A 20096-nucleotide genomic window follows, 5' to 3' on the forward strand; every position below is an offset into this window, starting at 1 on the left:
GAGTTATTGTAATGCGCGTAGCAGCGTATCGTTGTCGGCGCTTTCGGCAACCTGGATATCCTGCCAGCCCAATTCCCGTGCCTGCTGGGCCAGGCGCTCGCTGACAACTAAAATGCGACAGCGGAGGAGCCACCGTTCTCGATACCATTGCGGGATCAGCGTCCAAAGCTGTTGCAGCATCTCACCGCTGGTAATGACCAGCGTGGAGACGCCGCGAGACTGCCAGCGCATTGCTTCTTCTGCACCATCATAATGCTTTGCACAACGTTGATAGCACTCACAAAAAGTGACATCAGCGCCGCGCTCGCGGAGCGTTTCGCCGAGTAGTTCCCGGCCGCCGTTGCCGCGAAGCAGGAGGGCCTTCTTACCAGCAATGTTTTGTAATTCAGGTAATTGTAGCAAGACTTCGCTGATTTCCCGATCTAATGGGTAGCGAATATTGTGGCCGCTGACCTTATGCAGAGCCAGCGCCGTGGTGCGGCCAATGGCAAAATAGCCGGGAGCCAGCGGCCAGCGCAGGGCCTGCTGCTGCAGGCGAGCGTGGGCAAACTCCACGGCGTGCTGCGAAAGGGCGAACAATAAATCGCCCGCGGAGAGGGCCGCCAGCCGGTCGCCGAGCGTGTGCAGCTCGCGGCCGGGCGTAAATTCAATGAGCGGAAAGCTCCAGGCCACGTGTCCCAGCCCGCGCAGGCGGCTGACCAGCTCTTCGCCTTGCGGCAGCGGACGGGTGACCAGGATACTCATCGTGGCGCGTCTCCGGCATAAACGGCGGTCAGGATCTCCCGGGCGCCATTATCCAGCAGCTCTTCCGCCAGAGAGACGCCAAGGCGCTCGGCGTCTTCCGGGCGTCCGCGGCGCTCGCCGTGAACCATCTGCGAACCGTCCGGCGCGCCGACCAGCGCGCGTAGCCACAGCTCGCCGTCAATAAGCTCGGCGTAGCTGCCGATCGGCACCTGACAGCCGCCCTCAAGACGGGTATTCATTGCCCGCTCGGCGCGAACACGTATTGCCGTTGGCGCATGGTTCAGCGGTGCCAGCAGAGCTTGCGTCCATTCGTCGTCAAGCCGACACTCAATGCCGACTGCGCCCTGGCCGACGGCGGGCAGCGACTGTTCAGGGCTTAACGGTTGGCGAATTCGCGCTTCGAGCCCCAGGCGTAGCAGCCCCGCAGCGGCGAGAATAATTGCGTCATACTCACCGCTATCAAGTTTACCCAGCCGGGTACCGACGTTGCCGCGCAGGGAGCGAATCTGCAGATCCGGGCGCTGTGCGGCCAGCTGACACTGGCGGCGTAAACTTGATGTGCCAACAATGCTGCCCTGAGGCAGCGCGTCAATGGAAGCATAGTGATTTGAGACAAAAGCGTCGCGAGGATCTTCGCGTTCACAAATGGTTACCAGTCCCAGACCCTCGGGAAACTCGACGGGAACATCCTTCATGGAATGCACGGCGATATCGGCGCGCCCTTCCATAATGGCAAGCTCTAACTCTTTGACAAACAGGCCCTTGCCACCCACTTTTGCGAGGGGTGTATCAAGGAGCACGTCGCCGCGTGTGACCATTGGCACCAGTTCAACCTTGAGCTCCGGATGGCAGGACTCAAGGCGCTCTTTCACATAATGCGCCTGCCATAGCGCAAGTGGGCTTTGCCGTGTGGCAATTTTCAAAACTTTGTCTAACATGCTTGTTACCGTCATTGTCGACCACAAACCATCCTAACATTGTTGTCTTATGGATGTTAGTTTTGTGGGTCAGGGCCTTGGCGATCTCTTTATTGGCCTTTTATGCGCATACCGGTTGCCGAACCGTAGAGAGGAATTTACACGCACTAAACGGTGCTACACTTGTATGTAGCGCATCTTTCTTTACGGTCAATCAGCAAGGTGTTAGATTGATCACGTTTTAAACCATTTGTCCGTCAGCAGTTCATCACAACCACACCGACGACGAATGGTGACGGTTTTTGTTGAAATACTGAAACCCGGTACTGGCTATGGTACGGCGGGTTTTTGAACATCAGGCGATATGTCTTGTACCTCTATATTGAGACGCTGAAACAGAGACTGGATGCCATCAACCAACTGCGCGTAGATCGCGCGCTTGCTGCTATGGGGCCCGCTTTCCAGCAGGTTTACAGTCTACTGCCGACATTACTACATTATCATCACCCGTTGATGCCGGGTTACCTTGACGGTAACGTTCCCCGAGGCATTTGCCTTTACACGCCTGATGAAACCCAACGCCACTACCTTGACGAGCTTGAGCTGCACCGCGGAATGCTGACGCAGGAGCCGCCGAAAGGCGAGCTGCCGATCACTGGCCTTTACTCCATGGGCAGCACCTCATCCGTCGGCCAAAGCTGCTCTTCCGACCTTGATATATGGGTATGCCACCAGGCCTGGCTCGATACCGATGAGCGCCAGCTGCTGCAGCGTAAATGCAGCCTGCTGGAGAGCTGGGCGGCGTCGCTGGGCGTGGAAGTCAGCTTCTTCCTGATCGATGAAAACCGCTTCCGCCATAACGAAAGCGGTAGCCTGGGCGGTGAAGACTGCGGCTCAACGCAGCATATCCTGCTGCTGGACGAATTCTATCGTACCGCCGTGCGCCTTGCCGGTAAGCGTATTCTGTGGAATATGGTGCCGTGCGACGAAGAAGAGCACTATGACGACTATGTCATGAGCCTCTACGCGCAGGGCGTGCTGACGCCGAACGAATGGCTGGATCTCGGCGGCCTGAGCTCGCTGTCGGCGGAAGAGTATTTCGGCGCCAGCCTGTGGCAGCTGTATAAAAGCATTGATTCGCCTTATAAGGCGGTGCTGAAAACGCTGCTGCTGGAAGCCTATTCCTGGGAATATCCAAATAACCGCCTGCTGGCGAAAGATATTAAACAGCGCCTGCACGACGGCGAGATCGTTTCGTTCGGTCTCGATCCTTACTGCATGATGCTGGAACGCGTCACGATCTACCTGCAGGCCATCGGGGACGATACGCGTCTCGACCTGGTACGCCGCTGTTTCTACCTCAAAGTGTGCGAAAAGCTGAGCCGCGAGCGCGCCTGCGTAGGCTGGCGTCGTGAGGTGGTGAGCCACCTGGTGAAAGAGTGGGGCTGGGATGAAAAGCGTCTGGCGATGCTGGACAACCGGGCCAACTGGAAGATCGACGAAGTACGTAAAGCGCACAACGAACTGCTTGATGCGATGATGCAGAGCTACCGCAACCTGATTCGTTTTGCGCGTCGCAACAACCTGAGCGTTTCCGCCAGCCCGCAGGATATTGGCGTGCTGACCCGTAAGCTGTATGCGGCGTTTGAAGCGCTGCCGGGGAAAGTAACCCTGGTTAACCCGCAGATATCGCCGGATCTGTCCGAACCAAATCTGACCTTTATCCACGTGCCGCCGGGCCGTGCTAACCGCACCGGCTGGTACGTCTATAATCGCGCGCCGGATATGGAATCGATCGTTAGCCATCAGCCGCTGGAATATAACCGCTATCTTAACAAGCTGGTGGCATGGGCGTGGTTTAACGGCCTGCTGACGTCGCGTACCCGGCTGTTTATTAAGGGTAACGGCATTGTCGACCTGGCGAAGCTGCAGGAGATGGTGGCCGATGTTGCCCACCACTTCCCTTTACGCCTGCCTTCACCCACGCCGAAAGCGCTGTATAGCCCCTGCGAAATCCGCCATCTGGCGATTATCGTTAACCTTGAATACGATCCGACCGCCGCGTTCCGCAATCAGGTGGTGCATTTTGACTTCCGCAAGCTGGACGTATTTAGCTTTGGCGAAGAGCAGAAGTGCCTGATAGGCAGCGTGGACCTGCTGTATCGTAACTCGTGGAACGAAGTGCGAACCCTGCACTTTAACGGCGAGCAGGCGATGATCGAAGCGCTGAAGACCATTCTGGGTAAAATGCACCAGGACGCCGCGCCGCCGGATAGCGTTGAAGTGTTCTGCTATAGCCAGCATCTGCGCGGACTTATTCGCACCCGCGTGCAGCAGCTGGTCTCCGAGTGCATTGAGCTACGCCTTTCCAGCACCCGTCAGGATACCGGCCGCTTCAAGGCGCTGCGCGTGTCCGGACAGACGTGGGGCCTGTTCTTCGAGCGTCTTAACGTCTCGGTGCAGAAGCTGGAAAATGCCATCGAATTCTATGGCGCCATCTCGCACAACAAGCTGCACGGCCTGTCGGTTCAGGTGGAAACCAACCACGTTAAGCTGCCGCAGGTGGTCGATGGTTTTGCCAGCGAAGGGATTATTCAGTTCTTCTTTGAAGATGCGGATAACGACAGCGGGTTTAATATCTATATTCTCGATGAGAGCAATCGCGCCGAGGTTTACCATCACTGTGAAGGCAGTAAAGAGGAGCTGGTGCGCGACGTTAGCCGCTTCTACTCGTCATCGCACGACCGGTTCACCTACGGTTCCAGCTTTATCAACTTCAACCTGCCGCAGTTCTACCAGATCGTTGACGTTGACGGCCGGCCTCAGGTCATTCCCTTCCGTAGCCAGGCAATCGGCGCCGTGACGGCACCGATGAATCAGGATGCCGCGGTGTCGCCGATGCTCCAGCAGCACTACTCCTGATATCGCGCAGTATTCCCCGGCTGCGCGAGGCGTAAGCGCAGTCGGCTTTAACGGAAACTCACCGCTTCGCCTGCCTGCTGGGTTGCCGCCTGCTCCAGCAGATCCCAGAAGGCTTCGCCGCTGCGATCGCAAATCCACTCATCGCCTTTCAGGTCAAAATGGTAGCCGCCCTGTTTGGTCGCCAGCCAGACCTGATGCAGCGGTTCCTGACGGTTAATGATGATTTTGCTGCCGTTTTCAAAGCTAATGGTCAGCACGCCGCCGTTAATCTCACAATCGATATCGCTATCGCCGTCCCACTCGTCCAGGCGCTCTTCGATAGTCATCCACAGGCTGTCAGCCAGGCGATGGAATTCACTGTCATTCATGGTTCTACCCTGCTTTTTTGAAGATGGCGGCAGTATAGCGCGAAACAAAAGCGCGCGCAGTCGGATGCTAAACGCTTGCTTTTACGTCTTCTCCTGCGATGATAGAAAGCAGAAAGAATGACTCACGGGCAACTATCAATGAAAAACCTTTTTCCTACGCTTGCCGTTCTGCTGGCGATCTTCAGCCTCACCGGCTGTGGTCTGAAGGGGCCGCTGTATTTCCCACCGGCGGATAAAACGGCGCCGCCGCCGACCAAACCGGTCGATAGCGGTATCCAGAGCGCAACGCCGGATCGTAACGATCGCGGCGATAGCGGTGGCCCGACCCAGGTAGACTACTGACGATACTCCCGGGGATGCACGGCTTGCCGTCTTCCTGAAACGCAAATTAGTTAGAGTACAGATGATGCAGTTTTCTAAAATGCATGGCCTGGGTAACGACTTTATGGTCGTTGACGCGGTAACACAGAATGTTTTTTTCTCTCCGGAGCTGATTCGCCGGCTGGCAGACAGGCATCTTGGCGTTGGCTTCGATCAGCTGCTGGTTGTCGAGCCGCCCTACGATCCGGATCTGGATTTTCATTACCGCATCTTTAACGCTGACGGCAGCGAAGTGTCGCAGTGCGGCAACGGTGCGCGCTGCTTTGCGCGGTTTGTACGTCTGAAAGGCCTGACCAATAAACGTGATATCCGCGTCAGCACGGCGAACGGGCGTATGGTATTAAGCGTAACGGAAGACGATCTGGTGCGGGTGAATATGGGCGAGCCGAACTTCGAGCCGTCCCAGGTCCCGTTCCGCGCGAACAAAGCGGAAAAGACCTATATTATGCGCGCCGCTGAACAGACAGTATTGTGCGGCGTGGTCTCAATGGGGAACCCGCACTGCGTCATTCAGGTCGATGATGTGGAAACCGCGGCGGTGGAAACGCTTGGCCCGGTGATGGAAAGCCACGAACGCTTCCCGGAACGCGCGAACATCGGTTTTATGCAGATAGTCGAGCGTCATCGCATTCGCCTGCGCGTCTATGAACGCGGCGCAGGCGAGACTCAGGCCTGCGGCAGCGGCGCCTGCGCGGCGGTCGCGGTTGGCATCCAACAGGGACTGCTGGCCGAGGAAGTGCGCGTGGAATTACCAGGCGGGCGTCTTGATATCGCCTGGAAAGGCCCGGGTCAACCGTTGTTTATGACTGGCCCGGCGGCACACGTCTACGACGGATTTATTCATCTATGAAACAAGTCGGGGAAGAACAGCAGGATACGATCGGCGCGCTGGATGACCGCGCGGTGGTGGACTATCTGTTGCAACATCCTGAATTCTTTATTCGTAATGCCGCTCTTGTGGAGCACATGCAGGTTCCTCACCCGGTTCGAGGCTCCGTTTCGCTGGTAGAGTGGCACATGGCCCGCGCGCGTAATCATATCAACGTGCTGGAAGAGAACATGACGCTGCTGATGGAGCAGGCGACGGCCAACGAAAGCCTGTTCCAGCGGCTCTTTCATCTGCAGACGCGGCTGGCGGCGGCAGACAGCCTCGATGAGATGCTCAATCGCTTTCATCGCTGGGCTCGCGAGCTGGGCCTGGCCGGAGCGACGGTGCGTCTGTTCCCCGATAGCTGGCGGCTCGGCGCGCCCTCAAAGTTCACCCACCTGGCGTTGACCCGACAGGCCTTTGAACCCGTGCGTATTCAGCGTCTCAGGCAAGAGCGCCACTACCTCGGTCCGCTGAACGGGCCGGAGCTGCTGGTGGTGCTGCCGGAAGCGAAAGCCATCGGTTCGGTGGCGATGTCGCTGCTGGGCGGCGATGATGCGCCCGGCGTTATGCTGTTCAGCAGCCGCGATGCGCAGCACTATCAGCAGGGACAGGGCACGCAGCTGCTGCAGGAAATAGCCCAGATGCTGCCAGGACTGCTGGAGCGCTGGGTTGAACGCGCATGACCGACTCTCCTCTGTTTGCCTCCGTCGCCCGTTTCCTGCGCTATCTTGGCGTGGAGCGTCAGCTTAGCCCGATTACGCTGCTTAACTACCGACGCCAGCTTGATGCGCTGATCGCGCTTGCTGAAAGCGCTGGCTTAAAAAGCTGGCAGCAGTGCGATGCGGCCCAGGTGCGTGGCCTGGCGGTGCGGAGTCGAAAACAGGGATTGGGTCCGGCAAGCCTGGCGCTGCGCCTTTCCGCGTTGCGCAGCTTTTTTGACTGGCTGGTGGCGCAGGGCGAGCTTACCGCGAACCCGGCAAAGGGGATTTCGGCGCCTAAAATACCGCGCCATTTACCGAAAAATATCGACGTTGATGACGTGAACCGACTGCTGGATATCGATCTGAACGATCCGCTGGCGGTACGCGACCGGGCGATGCTGGAAGTGATGTACGGCGCGGGTCTGCGTCTTTCTGAGCTGGTGAATCTCGACATTAAGCACCTCGACCTGGAGTCGGGAGAAGTGTGGGTGATGGGGAAAGGCAGTAAAGAGCGCCGGCTGCCGATTGGCCGCAGCGCGGTGGCGTGGATTGAGCACTGGCTTGATTTGCGCGGGCTGTTCGGCACCGATGACGACGCGCTGTTTTTGTCGAAGCTCGGCAAACGCATCTCCGCGCGTAATGTTCAAAAACGTTTTGCCGAATGGGGAATTAAGCAGGGGTTGAACAGCCACGTTCATCCGCACAAGCTGCGCCACTCCTTTGCCACGCATATGCTGGAATCGAGCGGCGATCTGCGCGGCGTGCAGGAGCTGCTGGGCCATGCCAACCTCTCCACCACTCAAATTTATACCCATCTTGACTTTCAACACCTTGCCTCGGTGTACGATGCGGCGCATCCGCGCGCCAAACGGGGGAAATAATGCGCTTTTACCGACCTCTGGGCCAGATTTCAGCACTGACGTTTGACCTGGACGATACCCTTTATGACAACCGCCCGGTCATCGACCGGACGCTGCACGAGTCGCTGGCCTTCGTGCGCAGCTACCATCCTTCGCTGAGCGAGTTCGATGCCCACCATCTGCAGCAGCTGCGCCAGACGCTGCTGGAGACCGAACCGGATATTTACCACGACGTGACCGAATGGCGACGCCGGGCCCTGGTGCTGGGAATGATGAACGCCGGACTCTCTGCGGCGCAGGCCGAATCCGGCGCCGATGCGGCGATGGCAAACTTTGCCCACTGGCGCAGCCTGATTGACGTACCGCAGGAAACCCACGATACCCTGGCCGCGCTGGCGGAAAAATGGCCGCTGGTGGCGGTGACTAACGGCAATGCGCAGCCTGAACTGTTCGGCCTGAGCGACTATTTCCGCTTTGTGCTGCGCGCCGGGCCGGATGGTCGTTCTAAGCCGTTCGCCGATATGTATCATCTGGCGGCGGAACGGCTGGCGCTGCCGCTGGGCCGGATACTGCACGTAGGCGATGACCTGACGACCGACGTGGCGGGCTCCATCCGCTGCGGCATGCAGGCCTGCTGGATTAAGCCGCAGGGCGCCGACCTGATGCACACCACCGACAGCCGGCTGCTGCCGCACATTGAAATTTCGCGGTTGGCATCTCTGACCTCGCTGATATAATCACCATTAGTTCTGTATATATTAACAGTATGCCCGGTCGGCGAAGCGCTGCCGGGCGGCTCATTTCCGGCGGTGCCAATGGACGTTTCTTACCTGCTCGACAGCCTTAATGATAAACAGCGTGAAGCCGTCGCGGCCTCGCGTACCAATATGCTGGTTCTGGCTGGAGCGGGCAGCGGTAAGACCCGCGTACTGGTGCATCGCATTGCCTGGCTGATAAGCGTAGAGAACTGTTCGCCGTTCTCCATTATGGCGGTGACCTTTACCAATAAAGCGGCGGCGGAAATGCGCCATCGTATCGGCCAGCTGATGGGCACCACCCAGGGCGGCATGTGGGTAGGAACCTTCCACGGCCTGGCGCACCGTCTGCTGCGCGCCCACCATCTTGATGCCAACCTGCCGCAGGATTTCCAGATCCTCGATAGCGAAGATCAGCTGCGCCTGCTGAAGCGTCTGATCAAAGCGATGAACCTCGATGAGAAGCAGTGGCCGCCGCGTCAGGCGATGTGGTACATCAACAGTCAAAAAGATGAGGGGCTGCGCCCGCATCATATCCAGAGCTACGGCAATCCGGTGGAGCAGACCTGGCAGAAGGTGTATCAGGCCTACCAGGAAGCCTGCGATCGCGCTGGGCTGGTGGATTTTGCCGAACTGCTGCTGCGCGCGCACGAGCTGTGGCTCAACAAGCCGCATATTCTTCAGCACTACCGCGAACGCTTTACCAATATCCTCGTCGACGAATTCCAGGATACCAACAATATTCAGTATGCCTGGGTCCGCCTGCTGGCGGGCGATAGCGGCAAGGTGATGATCGTCGGCGATGATGACCAGTCGATCTACGGCTGGCGCGGTGCGCAGGTTGAGAATATCCAGCGCTTCCTGACCGATTTCCCCGGCGCGCAGACCATTCGCCTGGAGCAGAACTACCGCTCAACCAACAATATCCTCAGCGCCGCCAACGCCCTGATTGAAAATAACAGCGGGCGTCTGGGGAAAAAGCTGTGGACCGACGGCGCCGACGGCGAGCCGATCTCTCTGTACTGCGCCTTTAACGATCTCGACGAAGCGCGTTTCGTGGTTAACCGGATTAAAACCTGGCAGGAAAACGGCGGGGCGCTGGAGCAGTGCGCCATCCTCTACCGCAGCAACGCCCAGTCGCGCGTGATGGAAGAGGCGCTGCTGCAGGCCAGCATGCCGTACCGTATCTATGGCGGTATGCGCTTCTTCGAACGCCAGGAGATTAAAGACGCGCTCTCTTACCTGCGCCTGATTGCCAATCGCAACGATGACGCGGCGTTTGAGCGCGTGGTCAATACGCCGACCCGCGGCATCGGCGATCGCACCCTGGACGTGGTTCGTCAAACGTCGCGCGATCGCCAGCTGACGCTATGGCAGGCGTGCCGCGAGCTGCTGAAAGATAAAGCCCTCGCGGGTCGTGCCGCCAGCGCCCTGCAGCGCTTTATGGAGCTGATTGACGCTCTGGCGCAGGAGACGGCGGATATGCCGCTGCATGTCCAGACCGATCGGGTGATTAAAGATTCCGGCCTGCGCATGATGTACGAGCAGGAGAAGGGCGAAAAAGGCCAGACGCGTATCGAGAACTTAGAAGAGCTGGTTACGGCAACGCGCCAGTTCAGCTACAACGATGAAGATGAGGATTTAATGCCGCTGCAGGCGTTCCTTTCTCATGCCGCGCTGGAGGCGGGCGAAGGGCAGGCGGATACCTGGCAGGATGCGGTGCAGCTGATGACCCTGCACTCGGCGAAAGGCCTGGAATTCCCGCAGGTGTTTATCGTCGGCGTGGAGGAGGGGATGTTCCCGAGCCAGATGGCGCTCGACGAGGGCGGGCGCCTGGAAGAAGAGCGCCGCCTTGCCTACGTTGGCGTGACCCGTGCGATGCAGAAGCTCACGATGACCTACGCCGAAACCCGTCGCCTGTACGGCAAAGAGGTTTACCATCGTCCGTCGCGCTTCATCGGCGAGCTGCCGGAAGCGTGCGTGGAAGAGGTGCGCCTGCGCGCAACGGTGAGCCGTCCGGTTAGCCATCAGCGAATGGGGACGCCGATGGCGGAAAACGATACCGGCTACAAATTGGGCCAGCGCGTGCGCCATCCGAAATTCGGTGAAGGCACTATCGTGAATCTGGAAGGCAGCGGCGAGCATAGCCGCCTGCAGGTGGCTTTCCAGGGGCAGGGCATCAAATGGCTGGTGGCGGCCTATGCGCGGCTGGAAACAGTGTAACAGTAAGAAAAGTATCGTTTTTTTGTAATAATCTGCTAGCCTTATATGCTAAAGGGCAGGATTTGCTCTTTAGCGTTCCGTTGCGTGTTGACGCCGTTTTTGCGCTGGCGTAACATGCGCGCACGATTACGCTAAGAGGACATTCGCCTTGGACACACCCAGTAGATGCTGGCTCAACTTCCTGTCCGTCAGGAACAACTCCTAAGGCTATCCTCTTATGCTGATAGCCTTAGCGGTTGTCAGCGACCCGTCATACCCGTCGCTCTGAGTCAGGCTTAATGGTCTGAAACCCCTTTTGTTTCTGTGTGCCCACCGAACTGTCCGATAATTTTTTTGCATTGGGAGTCCCGGTCATGCTGAGCGCATTTCAACTGGAAAATAATCGTCTGACGCGCCTCGAAGCCGACGAGATCAAGCACCTTGCCAGCTCGGTGTGGGTCGATTTGGTCGAGCCTGACGATGAAGAACGTAGCCGCGTGCAGACGGAACTGGGCCAGAACCTGGCAACCCGTCCGGAGCTGGAAGATATCGAAGCGTCGGCGCGTTTCTTCGAAGATGAAGACGGTTTACACATTCACTCATTTTTCTTCTTTGAAGATGCAGAGGATCACGCCGGCAACTCCACGGTGGCGTTTACCATCCGCGAAGGGCGCCTTTTTACCCTGCGTGAGCGTGAGTTGCCTGCATTTCGTCTGTACCGCATGCGCGTTCGCAACCAGTCAATGGTTGATGGTAATGCCTATGAGCTGTTGCTCGATCTGTTCGAAACAAAAATCGAGCAGCTGGCGGATGAAATTGAAAATATCTACAGCGACCTGGAAAAGCTGAGCCGGGTGATTATGGAAGGTCGGCAGGGCGACGAGTACGATGACGCGCTCTCTACCCTGGCGGAACAGGAAGATATCGGCTGGAAGGTGCGCCTGTGCCTGATGGATACCCAGCGGGCGCTGAACTTCCTCGTGCGTAAGGCGCGTTTGCCGGCGGGCCAGCTGGAGCAGGCGCGCGAGATCCTGCGAGATATCGAATCGCTGCTGCCGCATAACGAATCGCTATTCCAGAAGGTGAACTTCCTGATGCAGGCGGCGATGGGCTTTATCAACATCGAGCAGAACCGCATCATCAAAATCTTCTCGGTGGTATCCGTGGTCTTCCTGCCGCCAACGCTGGTGGCGTCGAGCTACGGGATGAACTTTGAGTTTATGCCTGAGCTGCACTGGAGCTTTGGCTATCCGGGGGCGATTGTCTTTATGATGCTTGCCGGGCTGGCGCCATACCTCTACTTTAAGCGAAAAAACTGGCTTTAAAACAATATATTATATCAAAACCGGCTCTCTCCTGGGGTAGCCGGTTTTTTTTTTGCCTTTATGTCGGTCATCAGCGGTGGCCACCGGAAATATTCTTTTATTATCCCGGCCAACTTAATTCTCTTCGCACCAAAAGTGTGGGCCGTGTATCACAAAAAGGGGGCTGGATAATTGTTACCATCGCAATATTCCCGCTAAAAAAAGGTGAAATTTCATAATGAAAAGTATCTTTACACTAACCTTCCTGGCCCTTGCCTGCCTCTCTGTAAATGCACAAGCTGTTGAAAAACTTGCTGGTAATGAAATCCTTGCGGTTCAAAAAGGCGGCGTTGCGGATAAAGTCTATGCCGAGAATTATCCTCAGCTGAAGATTGCGACCTATAACATCGGCAAGAATGAAGCTTCCGATAACGTGGCGGATTTTACTGCACTCAATTTAGCGATTAAGAACATTGGCGCCGATATTATTGCGGTTCCGGAAGTCGATAATAAAACCGCCAGAAGCCAAAAAATCGATCAGCTAAAAACCATCGCGGACGCTAACGGCTATCGCTATGCCTTCGGCAAAGCGCTGGAGTTCGACGGCGGAGAGTACGGTGTCGGTATTCTGTCTAAATATAAAATTGAGCATACTCAGGTGATTAAGCTGCCGTCAGGGGATGCCGAGCAGCGAATTGCGCTGCTGGCGCAAATCGCCGTTCCCGGCTTTGACAGCCCGGTGCTGGTGATGGTTACCCATCTCGACTGGCAAAAAGATCCGACGATGCGCGTTGAGCAGGTTCGCCATCTTCTGGACGTGAGCATCGGCGATGCCCCGTCGGACTTCAAAGATATCGCCTCATCAATCAAAATTCTCGCGGGTGATTTTAACTCCACGCACGATGAGCAGCCGTTAAAAGAGGTAGGTTATTTCTTTAACCCCGTGGCGAAGCAGGGGACGGATTACCGCACCTGGCCTGCGGTTAACCCGGCAATAGATATTGATCATATTTTCACCTTCAAAGGGCAAAAATGGAATGTGAAAAAAATCGAGGTGCCGCATAACTCACCGGCCTTTAGCTGGTCATCCGCCAGCGATCATTTACCCCTGATTGCCGAGCTGGAGCTTACCGAGCAGTAAGATAACGCTCCTGCCTCTGCGCACGAGAGGCAGGAGCGTGATGGCGTTATGCCCGACGCAGCCGGCGCTGGGTATACAGCGCATCGACGATAAACACCGCCAGCGCCACCCAGATAAAGGCGAAGGTCACCATCTTATCTGCCCCCGGCACTTCCCCGTAAAACAGCACCGCCAGCAGGAACATCAGCGTCGGGCCAATATACTGGAAAAAGCCCAGCGTGGAGAGACGCAGGCGGGTGGCCGCACCGGTAAAGCACAGCAGCGGGATGGTGGTAACGACGCCGGCGGCCATCAGCAGCAGGTTCAGCGACCACGGGTTTTGTCCCATATGGCTGGTGGGGCTATCGGCAATACCGAACAGGTAAAGGGCGGCAACCGGCAAGAGCCACAGGGTTTCAAACAGCATCCCGGTTTGGGCATCAACGGCAATCTTCTTGCGCACCAGCCCGTAGAAGGCAAAGCTAAACGCCAGCCCGAGGCCAATGATCGGCAGCGAGCCAAAGGTCCATAGCTGCACCAGCACCCCGCAGAGGGCCAGCAGCACCGCCAGCCACTGCATGCGGCGAAAACGCTCGCCGAGGAAAATCATCCCCAGCACAATATTGACCAGCGGGTTAATAAAGTAGCCCAGGCTGGCCTCCAGCATATGGTGGTTATTCACCGACCAAATGAAGAGCAGCCAGTTGCCGCCGATCAGCACCGCCGACAGCGCCAGCAGGAGCACTTTTTTCGGCGTATGCAGCAGTTTTTTAACCTGCGACCACTGGCGGCTAAGGCTAATAAGCGCCAGCATAAAGAAGAAGGACCAGATCACGCGGTGAGTCAGAATTTCATCAGCGGGAACGTAGTAGATAAGCTTGAAATATGCGGGTGCAATACCCCAGATAAAATAGGCGGCAAGAGCCAGAATAACGCCAAGCCGCGTTTGTTTTGCATCCATCGGTAAAATCCGTTACGCCAAAACAGCGATGTTACTCGATTTATGCCGATCAACCCACCATATACGTCGCCGTTGCGCTGGCAATATAAACCTGATCTTCGTTATGTAATTCTACGCGGGCGACCGCCACTTTATTGCCGGCGCGCAGCAGGCTGCTGGTGGCGGTGAAGTGCTCCCCGCGGCCCGGCCGCAGATAGTCGACGCGCAGATCGATGGTGCCCATACGCGACAGACGCTGGCGCAGCTCTTCCTCGTTGATGGTGCCATGACGGGTCAGCGTGCTTCCCACGCACACCAGGCCGGCGGCAACGTCCAGCGCCGAGGCAATCACGCCGCCGTGCAGAATGCTTTGCGCCCAGTTACCGACCATCATGGGCTGGTTTTTAAAGCTAAGCTGAGCGAACTCCTTTTCGTAACGCTCCAGCTTCAGGCCTAAGGCGCGGTTAAACGGCATATGGTTGACAAAAATTTCTCCCACCAGCTTTAGGGCGGCTTCGGAAGTGAGTTCAGACATAGCAGGCGTATCCATTCGTTAATGAGATGTTGATTTTATGCCTCAAAAATATTGATTTCCACTTTCGGAACGGATAACCGCGCAGGGAGTCGATAAACAGGTAAAATGAGCCCGGTGTAAAATAGAAATAAAAATCACTCTTTCAGGAGAACAGTAATGCGTATCTCTTTGGCCTGGCTGCTGGCGCTGGTTGCGCTTCCGGCCGGCGTTTTGGCACAGGACGTTCCGGTTAATCATCAGGTTCACGATACCCCGCCGGTGCGCGGCAGCATTATCGCTAACCTGCTGCAGGATCATGATAATCCGTTCTTGCTTTATCCCTATGAGAGCAACTATTTGCTCTATACGTGGAGCAGCGATATCAACAAGGAAGCGATCTCCAGCTACGACTGGGCCGAAAATGCCCGCAAGGATGAGGTGAAATTCCAGCTCAGCCTGGCCTTCCCGCTGTGGCGGGGGATCCTCGGTGATAATTCGCTGCTCGGCGCTTCCTATACGCAGAAATCCTGGTGGCAGCTCTCAAACAGCAAGGAGTCCGCGCCGTTTCGCGAAACGAACTATGAACCGCAGCTGTTCCTCGGCTTTGCGACGGATTATCGGCTCGCCGGCTGGACGCTGCGCGATATTGAGGTAGGCTATAACCATGACTCCAACGGCCGCTCCGATCCCACCTCCCGCAGCTGGAATCGCCTGTATACCCGCCTGATGGCGCAAAACGGCAACTGGCTGGTGGAAGTGAAGCCCTGGTACGTTATCGGCAGCACCGATGATAATCCGGACATTACCAAATATATGGGCTATTACCGGCTGAAAATCGGCTATCAGCTAGGCGATGCCATACTCAGCGCGCAGGGGCAATATAACTGGAATACCGGCTACGGCGGCGCAGAGGTTGGCGTCAGCTATCCGATAACCCGTCACGTGCGTTTTTATACTCAGGTCTACAGCGGCTATGGCGAGTCGCTTATCGACTATAACTTTAACCAGACGCGCGTCGGCGTCGGCGTGACGCTCAACGATCTGTTTTAATCGTTGCACTCTGGCTCACGGGCGCTGAAAATAGCGCCTGTTTTTCTTTTCAGGCAGACGGGGTCAATGTGGCACAGGCGGAAGTATTGAATCAAACATTGCTGGCAAAGCAGGTTTTACAGGAAACCTTCGGCTACCAGCAGTTCCGCCCGGGTCAGGAAACCATTATCGACACCGCGCTGGAAGGGCGTGATTGCCTGGTGGTTATGCCAACCGGCGGCGGTAAATCGCTGTGTTATCAGGTACCGGCTCTGGTACTTGATGGCCTGACGGTGGTGGTGTCCCCGCTGATCTCGCTGATGAAAGATCAGGTCGATCAGCTGCTGGCGAACGGCGTATCGGCGGCCTGCCTGAACTCAACGCAGAGCCGTGAGCAGCAGCAGGAGGTGATGGCCGGCTGCCGCAGCGGACAGATTCGCCTGCTCTATATCGCTCCTGAACGCCTGATGCTGGATAATTTCCTCGAGCATCTTAGCCACTGGAATTTGTCGATGCTGGCGGTGGATGAGGCGCACTGTATTTCCCAGTGGGGGCATGATTTCCGTCCGGAATACGCCGCGCTGGGGCAGCTGCGTCAGCGGATGCCGCAAATCCCGTTTATGGCGCTGACCGCCACCGCCGATGACACCACCCGTCGCGATATTGTTCGCCTGCTGGGTCTGAACGACCCGCTGATTCAGGTCAGCAGCTTCGATCGCCCCAACATCCGCTATATGCTGATGGAAAAGTTTAAGCCCCTGGATCAGCTGATGCGCTATGTGCAGGACCAGCGGGGCAAGTCGGGCATTATTTACTGTAACAGCCGTTCGAAAGTCGAGGATACCGCCGCTCGTCTGCAAAGCCGCGGCGTCAGCGCGGCGGCTTACCATGCCGGGCTGGAGCATGAGGTCCGTGCCGATGTGCAGGAGAAGTTCCAGCGCGATGATTTACAAATCGTGGTGGCGACGGTGGCCTTCGGGATGGGCATCAATAAGCCGAACGTCCGTTTTGTGGTGCACTTTGATATTCCCCGCAATATTGAATCCTACTATCAGGAAACCGGCCGCGCCGGGCGTGACGGTCTGCCCGCGGAGGCGATGCTGTTTTACGATCCGGCCGATATGGCGTGGCTGCGCCGCTGCCTTGAAGAAAAGCCCGCCGGGCCGCTACTGGATATTGAACGCCATAAGCTGAACGCCATGGGCGCTTTTGCCGAGGCGCAGACCTGTCGCCGCCTGGTGCTGCTGAACTATTTTGGTGAAGGGCGTCAGGAGCCGTGCGGCAACTGCGATATCTGCCTTGACCCGCCGAAGCAGTACGATGCCTTAATGGATGCGCGTAAGGCGCTGTCGACGATCTATCGCGTCAACCAGCGGTTCGGGATGGGCTACGTCGTGGAGGTTCTGCGCGGCGCGAATAACCAGCGTATTCGCGAAATGGCGCACGATAAGCTGCCGGTTTACGGCATCGGTCGCGATCAGAGCCACGAGCATTGGGTGAGCGTGATTCGCCAGCTGATTCATCTCGGTCTGGTGACGCAGAATATCGCCCAGCATTCGGCGCTGCAGCTAACCGAAGCCGCTCGCCCGGTACTGCGCGGCGAGGTCCCGCTGCAGCTGGCCGTGCCGCGCATCGTGGCGCTGAAGCCGAAAGCGATGCAAAAATCATTCGGCGGCAATTACGATCGCAAGCTGTTTGCCAAGCTGCGCAAACTGCGTAAAGCGATTGCCGATGAAGAAAATATCCCGCCCTATGTGGTCTTTAACGATGCGACGCTTATCGAAATGGCCGAGCAATCGCCGCTGACCGCCAGCGAGATGCTCAGCGTCAACGGCGTCGGTACGCGAAAACTGGAGCGCTTCGGCAAAGAGTTTATGGCGCTGATCCGCGCGCATATTGATGGTGAAGAGGAGTAGTCAGGCGGGCGAAAAGGTGTCAGGATATCCTCTTCATCCTTCAAGCTGCTCTGCGTTGACTGCGCTCACTCACCCTCGTCGCCGGCTGTTTTCCGCGCCTGGGAATGTCCTCATTTGTCACCTTGACGCATCTTGATCACTCAATTCCAGTGGGTTAACTATGCTGATGCTTTTCCTTACCGTCGCGCTGGTACACATCATCGCGCTGATGAGTCCGGGCCCGGACTTTTTCTTCGTTTCGCAAACCGCCGTCAGCCGTTCGCGCAAAGAGGCGATGATGGGCGTACTCGGGATCACCTGCGGGGTGATGGTTTGGGCGGGAGTGGCGCTGCTCGGCCTGCACCTGATCATTGAAAAAATGGCCTGGCTGCACACCATTATTATGGTCGGCGGCGGGCTCTATCTGTGCTGGATGGGCTATCAAATGCTGCGCGGGGCGCTGAAAAAAAGCGAGGCGCCCGCCGCGGAGCCGCAGGTTGAACTGGCCCGCAGCGGCCGTAGCTTCCTCAAAGGGCTGCTCACCAACCTGGCTAACCCGAAAGCGATTATCTACTTCGGCTCCGTTTTCTCGCTGTTTGTTGGCGATGACGTAGGCGCAGGGGAGCGCTGGGGTATTTTCCTGCTGATCGTCCTGGAAACGCTGGCGTGGTTTGCGGTGGTTGCCAGCCTGTTTGCCCTGCCGGCTATGCGCCGTGGCTACCAGCGCATGGCGAAGTGGATTGACGGCGTCGCCGGCGCGCTGTTCACCGGATTCGGCATTCATCTGATTATTTCACGTTAAGCCCGAACGACCCGGCAGGCGGCGCCTGGCCGGGCTATTCACCTCAGGCGTGGCGCGCTGAAGCCAGCAGCGCGCCAACCAGCATAAACAGCGATCCAAAGATCTTGTTCAACGCCGTCATCTGCTTTGGCCCCTTAATCCATACCGCAATGCGCTGCGCCAGCGTGGCATAGCCAATCATCACGATGATATCGACCACAATGGTGGTGACTCCCAGTACCAGATACTGCATCACCTGGGGCTGATGCGGCACGATAAACTGCGGGAACAGGGCGGCCAGGAACACAATGCTCTTCGGGTTGGTCAGATTAACGAAAACCGCCCGCTGGTATAATTTCCCCTGGGTTTGCGCTTTGGCGAGGGTCGTCAAATTGATTGCCCCCGCGGCTCGCCACTGCTGAATGCCCAGCCAGATAAGATAAGCCGCGCCCGCCCATTTCAGCACTTCAAAGGCCAGCACCGAACGGGAAAACAGCGTTCCCAGACCAATACCCACCAGAACGATGTGAATCGCTAGGCCGGTCTGCAGGCCGGCAATCGAGGCCGTCGCTCCGCGGTAGCCGTGGTTGATTGAGGTGGTCATGGTATTAATCGCCCCTGAGCCCGGGGACAGGCTGAGAATAATCGATGTCAGCAGATAGGCGAACCACCACTCGAACGTCATGAGAAACTCCCTGATTGTCTGTTTTTATGCCACAATACGCTATTGTGTAAGCCTTGTGTGATACACGATAAAAAAACGATTTCTGGCGGTTAACAGGGGTGTAAACCCGATGTTTTGGCAGCAAAAGGATTGGGACACACGAGAAAACGCGTTTGCGGCTTTTACTATGGGGCCGCTGACCGATTTCTGGCGACAGCGGGAAGAAGCGGAATTTACGGGCGTGGATAGCATCCCGGTCCGCTTTGTTCGCTTCTGCGCCAAACAACACGACCGGGTGGTGGTTATCTGCCCGGGGCGTATCGAAAGCTACGTGAAGTACGCCGAGCTGGCCTACGATCTGTTCCACAGCGGTTTTGATGTGATGATTATCGATCACCGCGGACAGGGGCGATCGGGGCGCATATTAACCGATAGCCACCGTGGTCACGTCGTCAACTTCAGCGATTATGTTGACGATCTTGCTGCGCTTTGGCAGCAGGAAGTTGCGCCAGGCCACTGGCGAAAACGCTTTATACTGGCCCACTCAATGGGCGGTGCAATCGCGACGTTATTTTTGCAACGCCACCGCCAGCACTGTGACGCCATCGTGCTGTGCGCGCCGATGTTCGGGATCGTCATGCGCCTCCCGGACTGGATGGTGCGCCATATTCTCGACTGGGCTGAGGGCTATCAGCGCATTCGTGAAGAGTACGCCATTGGCACCGGCCGCTGGCGGGCGCTGCCCTTCTCGGTTAACGTCCTGACGCATAGCCGCCAGCGCTACCGGCGCAACCTGCGTTTTTATGCGGACGAACCCCAGCTGAGGGTGGGCGGGCCAACGTATCACTGGGTGCGCGAGGGGATCCTCGCGGGCGAAGAGGCGCTGGCTGGCGTAGAAAAAGATATTACCCCCACGCTGTTGTTGCAGGCTGAAGAAGAACGCGTGGTCGACAACCGTATGCACGAGCGCTACTGCGAGCTCCGCGCTGCGGCGGGCCACCCCTGCGAAGGTAATAAGCCGCTTGTCATAGAAGGGGCATACCATGAGATCCTTTTTGAAAAGGACGCCATGCGCTCAGTCGCGCTCAATGCCATCGTCGATTTTTTCACTCGACACAATTAGAGCCT

Annotated in this window: 20 protein-coding genes; 14 read left to right on the forward strand and 6 right to left on the reverse strand. The window is 57.2% G+C overall.

Annotated features, from left to right (window positions below; all coding sequences use genetic code 11):
- Positions 1–3: 3 nt before the first annotated feature.
- On the reverse strand, positions 4–744 hold the full coding sequence (gene hemD, locus GO007_RS26570) for a uroporphyrinogen-III synthase (RefSeq protein WP_095105162.1): 741 nt from the start codon (positions 742–744) through the stop codon (positions 4–6).
- Complete coding sequence (hemC, locus tag GO007_RS26575) at positions 741–1682, reverse strand: hydroxymethylbilane synthase (RefSeq protein WP_095105163.1); 942 nt, start codon at positions 1680–1682, stop codon at positions 741–743. Before hemC ends, hemD begins: the two co-directional genes overlap by 4 nt.
- Positions 1683–2030: 348 nt before the next feature.
- On the opposite strand from hemC, the gene cyaA reads away from it, so the two are divergent.
- Positions 2031–4583, forward strand: coding sequence for a class I adenylate cyclase (gene cyaA, locus GO007_RS26580; protein WP_095105165.1), 2553 nt, complete (start codon positions 2031–2033; stop codon positions 4581–4583).
- Between the two features lie 47 nt (positions 4584–4630).
- Here cyaA and cyaY read toward each other — a convergent pair whose 3' ends face one another.
- Positions 4631–4951, reverse strand: a complete 321-nt coding sequence (gene cyaY / locus GO007_RS26585; protein ID WP_095105166.1) for an iron donor protein CyaY — start codon at positions 4949–4951, stop codon at positions 4631–4633.
- A 138-nt stretch (positions 4952–5089) separates the two neighbouring features.
- Between cyaY and lptM the strand changes: the two genes are divergently transcribed.
- The 9 genes from lptM (at position 5090) to GO007_RS26625 (ending at position 13166) form a co-directional block, all read left to right on the forward strand.
- The gene (gene lptM, locus GO007_RS26590; RefSeq protein WP_095105167.1) at positions 5090–5293 is read left to right on the forward strand and encodes an LPS translocon maturation chaperone LptM; all 204 of its coding nucleotides are present in this window, start codon (positions 5090–5092) and stop codon (positions 5291–5293) included.
- Between the two features lie 64 nt (positions 5294–5357).
- A complete protein-coding gene (gene dapF, locus GO007_RS26595; protein ID WP_045853712.1) occupies positions 5358–6182 on the forward strand; it encodes a diaminopimelate epimerase in 825 nt (274 codons plus the stop codon).
- Positions 6179–6886, forward strand: a complete 708-nt coding sequence (locus GO007_RS26600) for a DUF484 domain-containing protein (RefSeq protein ID WP_095105169.1) — start codon at positions 6179–6181, stop codon at positions 6884–6886. Before dapF ends, GO007_RS26600 begins: the two co-directional genes overlap by 4 nt.
- Entirely contained in the window at positions 6883–7785 is a 903-nt protein-coding gene (gene xerC / locus GO007_RS26605; protein WP_095105170.1) for a tyrosine recombinase XerC, read from the forward strand. The genes GO007_RS26600 and xerC overlap by 4 nt, the downstream gene beginning before the upstream one ends.
- The gene (yigB, locus tag GO007_RS26610) at positions 7785–8501 is read left to right on the forward strand and encodes a 5-amino-6-(5-phospho-D-ribitylamino)uracil phosphatase YigB (RefSeq protein ID WP_095105171.1); all 717 of its coding nucleotides are present in this window, start codon (positions 7785–7787) and stop codon (positions 8499–8501) included. The genes xerC and yigB overlap by 1 nt, the downstream gene beginning before the upstream one ends.
- Before the next feature lie 78 nt (positions 8502–8579).
- On the forward strand, positions 8580–10742 hold the full coding sequence (gene uvrD / locus GO007_RS26615; protein WP_095105173.1) for a DNA helicase II: 2163 nt from the start codon (positions 8580–8582) through the stop codon (positions 10740–10742).
- 148 nt (positions 10743–10890) lie between these two features.
- Positions 10891–10947 (forward strand): YsgD/CorL family protein, encoded by a 57-nt coding sequence (ysgD, locus tag GO007_RS29675; protein ID WP_350028775.1) that lies wholly within the window; start codon positions 10891–10893, stop codon positions 10945–10947.
- Positions 10948–11095: 148 nt separating this feature from the next.
- Entirely contained in the window at positions 11096–12046 is a 951-nt protein-coding gene (gene corA, locus GO007_RS26620) for a magnesium/cobalt transporter CorA (protein ID WP_041143496.1), read from the forward strand.
- A gap of 217 nt (positions 12047–12263) precedes the next feature.
- The gene (locus GO007_RS26625; protein ID WP_095105174.1) at positions 12264–13166 is read left to right on the forward strand and encodes an endonuclease/exonuclease/phosphatase family protein; all 903 of its coding nucleotides are present in this window, start codon (positions 12264–12266) and stop codon (positions 13164–13166) included.
- A gap of 46 nt (positions 13167–13212) precedes the next feature.
- Here the strand turns inward: GO007_RS26625 and rarD are convergent, their stop codons facing one another.
- Complete coding sequence (rarD, locus tag GO007_RS26630) at positions 13213–14106, reverse strand: EamA family transporter RarD (RefSeq protein ID WP_095105176.1); 894 nt, start codon at positions 14104–14106, stop codon at positions 13213–13215.
- A gap of 49 nt (positions 14107–14155) precedes the next feature.
- On the reverse strand, positions 14156–14620 hold the full coding sequence (gene yigI, locus GO007_RS26635) for an acyl-CoA thioesterase YigI (protein ID WP_095105177.1): 465 nt from the start codon (positions 14618–14620) through the stop codon (positions 14156–14158).
- Positions 14621–14776: 156 nt separating this feature from the next.
- On the opposite strand from yigI, the gene pldA reads away from it, so the two are divergent.
- From pldA to rhtC, 3 genes are all read left to right on the forward strand, one after another.
- On the forward strand, positions 14777–15649 hold the full coding sequence (pldA, locus tag GO007_RS26640) for a phospholipase A (RefSeq protein ID WP_095105178.1): 873 nt from the start codon (positions 14777–14779) through the stop codon (positions 15647–15649).
- Between the two features lie 68 nt (positions 15650–15717).
- Entirely contained in the window at positions 15718–17544 is a 1827-nt protein-coding gene (gene recQ, locus GO007_RS26645) for an ATP-dependent DNA helicase RecQ (RefSeq protein ID WP_095105179.1), read from the forward strand.
- A 160-nt stretch (positions 17545–17704) separates the two neighbouring features.
- Positions 17705–18325: a threonine export protein RhtC gene (gene rhtC / locus GO007_RS26650; protein WP_041143502.1), complete on the forward strand. Its 621-nt coding sequence runs from the start codon at positions 17705–17707 to the stop codon at positions 18323–18325.
- 43 nt (positions 18326–18368) lie between these two features.
- Here the strand turns inward: rhtC and rhtB are convergent, their stop codons facing one another.
- Complete coding sequence (rhtB, locus tag GO007_RS26655) at positions 18369–18989, reverse strand: homoserine/homoserine lactone efflux protein (protein WP_095105181.1); 621 nt, start codon at positions 18987–18989, stop codon at positions 18369–18371.
- A 109-nt stretch (positions 18990–19098) separates the two neighbouring features.
- Here rhtB and pldB point away from each other — a divergent pair, with 109 nt between their 5' ends.
- Positions 19099–20091, forward strand: a complete 993-nt coding sequence (pldB, locus tag GO007_RS26660; RefSeq protein ID WP_095105183.1) for a lysophospholipase L2 — start codon at positions 19099–19101, stop codon at positions 20089–20091.
- Positions 20092–20096: the final 5 nt, after the last annotated feature.

This window comes from Klebsiella sp. 10-1, assembly GCF_009758445.1.
Classification (GTDB): domain Bacteria; phylum Pseudomonadota; class Gammaproteobacteria; order Enterobacterales; family Enterobacteriaceae; genus Klebsiella; species Klebsiella scottii.

What these genes read in the sequence shown, in the direction of transcription:
- hemD (WP_095105162.1), bottom strand. Translation starts at nt 744, where the DNA reads ATGAGTATCCTGGTCACCCGTCCGCTGCCGCAAGGCGAAGAGCTGGTC.
- hemC (WP_095105163.1), bottom strand. Translation starts at nt 1,682, where the DNA reads ATGTTAGACAAAGTTTTGAAAATTGCCACACGGCAAAGCCCACTTGCG.
- cyaY (WP_095105166.1), bottom strand. Translation starts at nt 4,951, where the DNA reads ATGAATGACAGTGAATTCCATCGCCTGGCTGACAGCCTGTGGATGACT.
- lptM (WP_095105167.1), top strand. Translation starts at nt 5,090, where the DNA reads ATGAAAAACCTTTTTCCTACGCTTGCCGTTCTGCTGGCGATCTTCAGC.
- dapF (WP_045853712.1), top strand. Translation starts at nt 5,358, where the DNA reads ATGCAGTTTTCTAAAATGCATGGCCTGGGTAACGACTTTATGGTCGTT.
- GO007_RS26600 (WP_095105169.1), top strand. Translation starts at nt 6,179, where the DNA reads ATGAAACAAGTCGGGGAAGAACAGCAGGATACGATCGGCGCGCTGGAT.
- xerC (WP_095105170.1), top strand. Translation starts at nt 6,883, where the DNA reads ATGACCGACTCTCCTCTGTTTGCCTCCGTCGCCCGTTTCCTGCGCTAT.
- yigB (WP_095105171.1), top strand. Translation starts at nt 7,785, where the DNA reads ATGCGCTTTTACCGACCTCTGGGCCAGATTTCAGCACTGACGTTTGAC.
- uvrD (WP_095105173.1), top strand. Translation starts at nt 8,580, where the DNA reads ATGGACGTTTCTTACCTGCTCGACAGCCTTAATGATAAACAGCGTGAA.
- corA (WP_041143496.1), top strand. Translation starts at nt 11,096, where the DNA reads ATGCTGAGCGCATTTCAACTGGAAAATAATCGTCTGACGCGCCTCGAA.
- GO007_RS26625 (WP_095105174.1), top strand. Translation starts at nt 12,264, where the DNA reads ATGAAAAGTATCTTTACACTAACCTTCCTGGCCCTTGCCTGCCTCTCT.
- rarD (WP_095105176.1), bottom strand. Translation starts at nt 14,106, where the DNA reads ATGGATGCAAAACAAACGCGGCTTGGCGTTATTCTGGCTCTTGCCGCC.
- yigI (WP_095105177.1), bottom strand. Translation starts at nt 14,620, where the DNA reads ATGTCTGAACTCACTTCCGAAGCCGCCCTAAAGCTGGTGGGAGAAATT.
- pldA (WP_095105178.1), top strand. Translation starts at nt 14,777, where the DNA reads ATGCGTATCTCTTTGGCCTGGCTGCTGGCGCTGGTTGCGCTTCCGGCC.
- rhtC (WP_041143502.1), top strand. Translation starts at nt 17,705, where the DNA reads ATGCTGATGCTTTTCCTTACCGTCGCGCTGGTACACATCATCGCGCTG.
- rhtB (WP_095105181.1), bottom strand. Translation starts at nt 18,989, where the DNA reads ATGACGTTCGAGTGGTGGTTCGCCTATCTGCTGACATCGATTATTCTC.
- pldB (WP_095105183.1), top strand. Translation starts at nt 19,099, where the DNA reads ATGTTTTGGCAGCAAAAGGATTGGGACACACGAGAAAACGCGTTTGCG.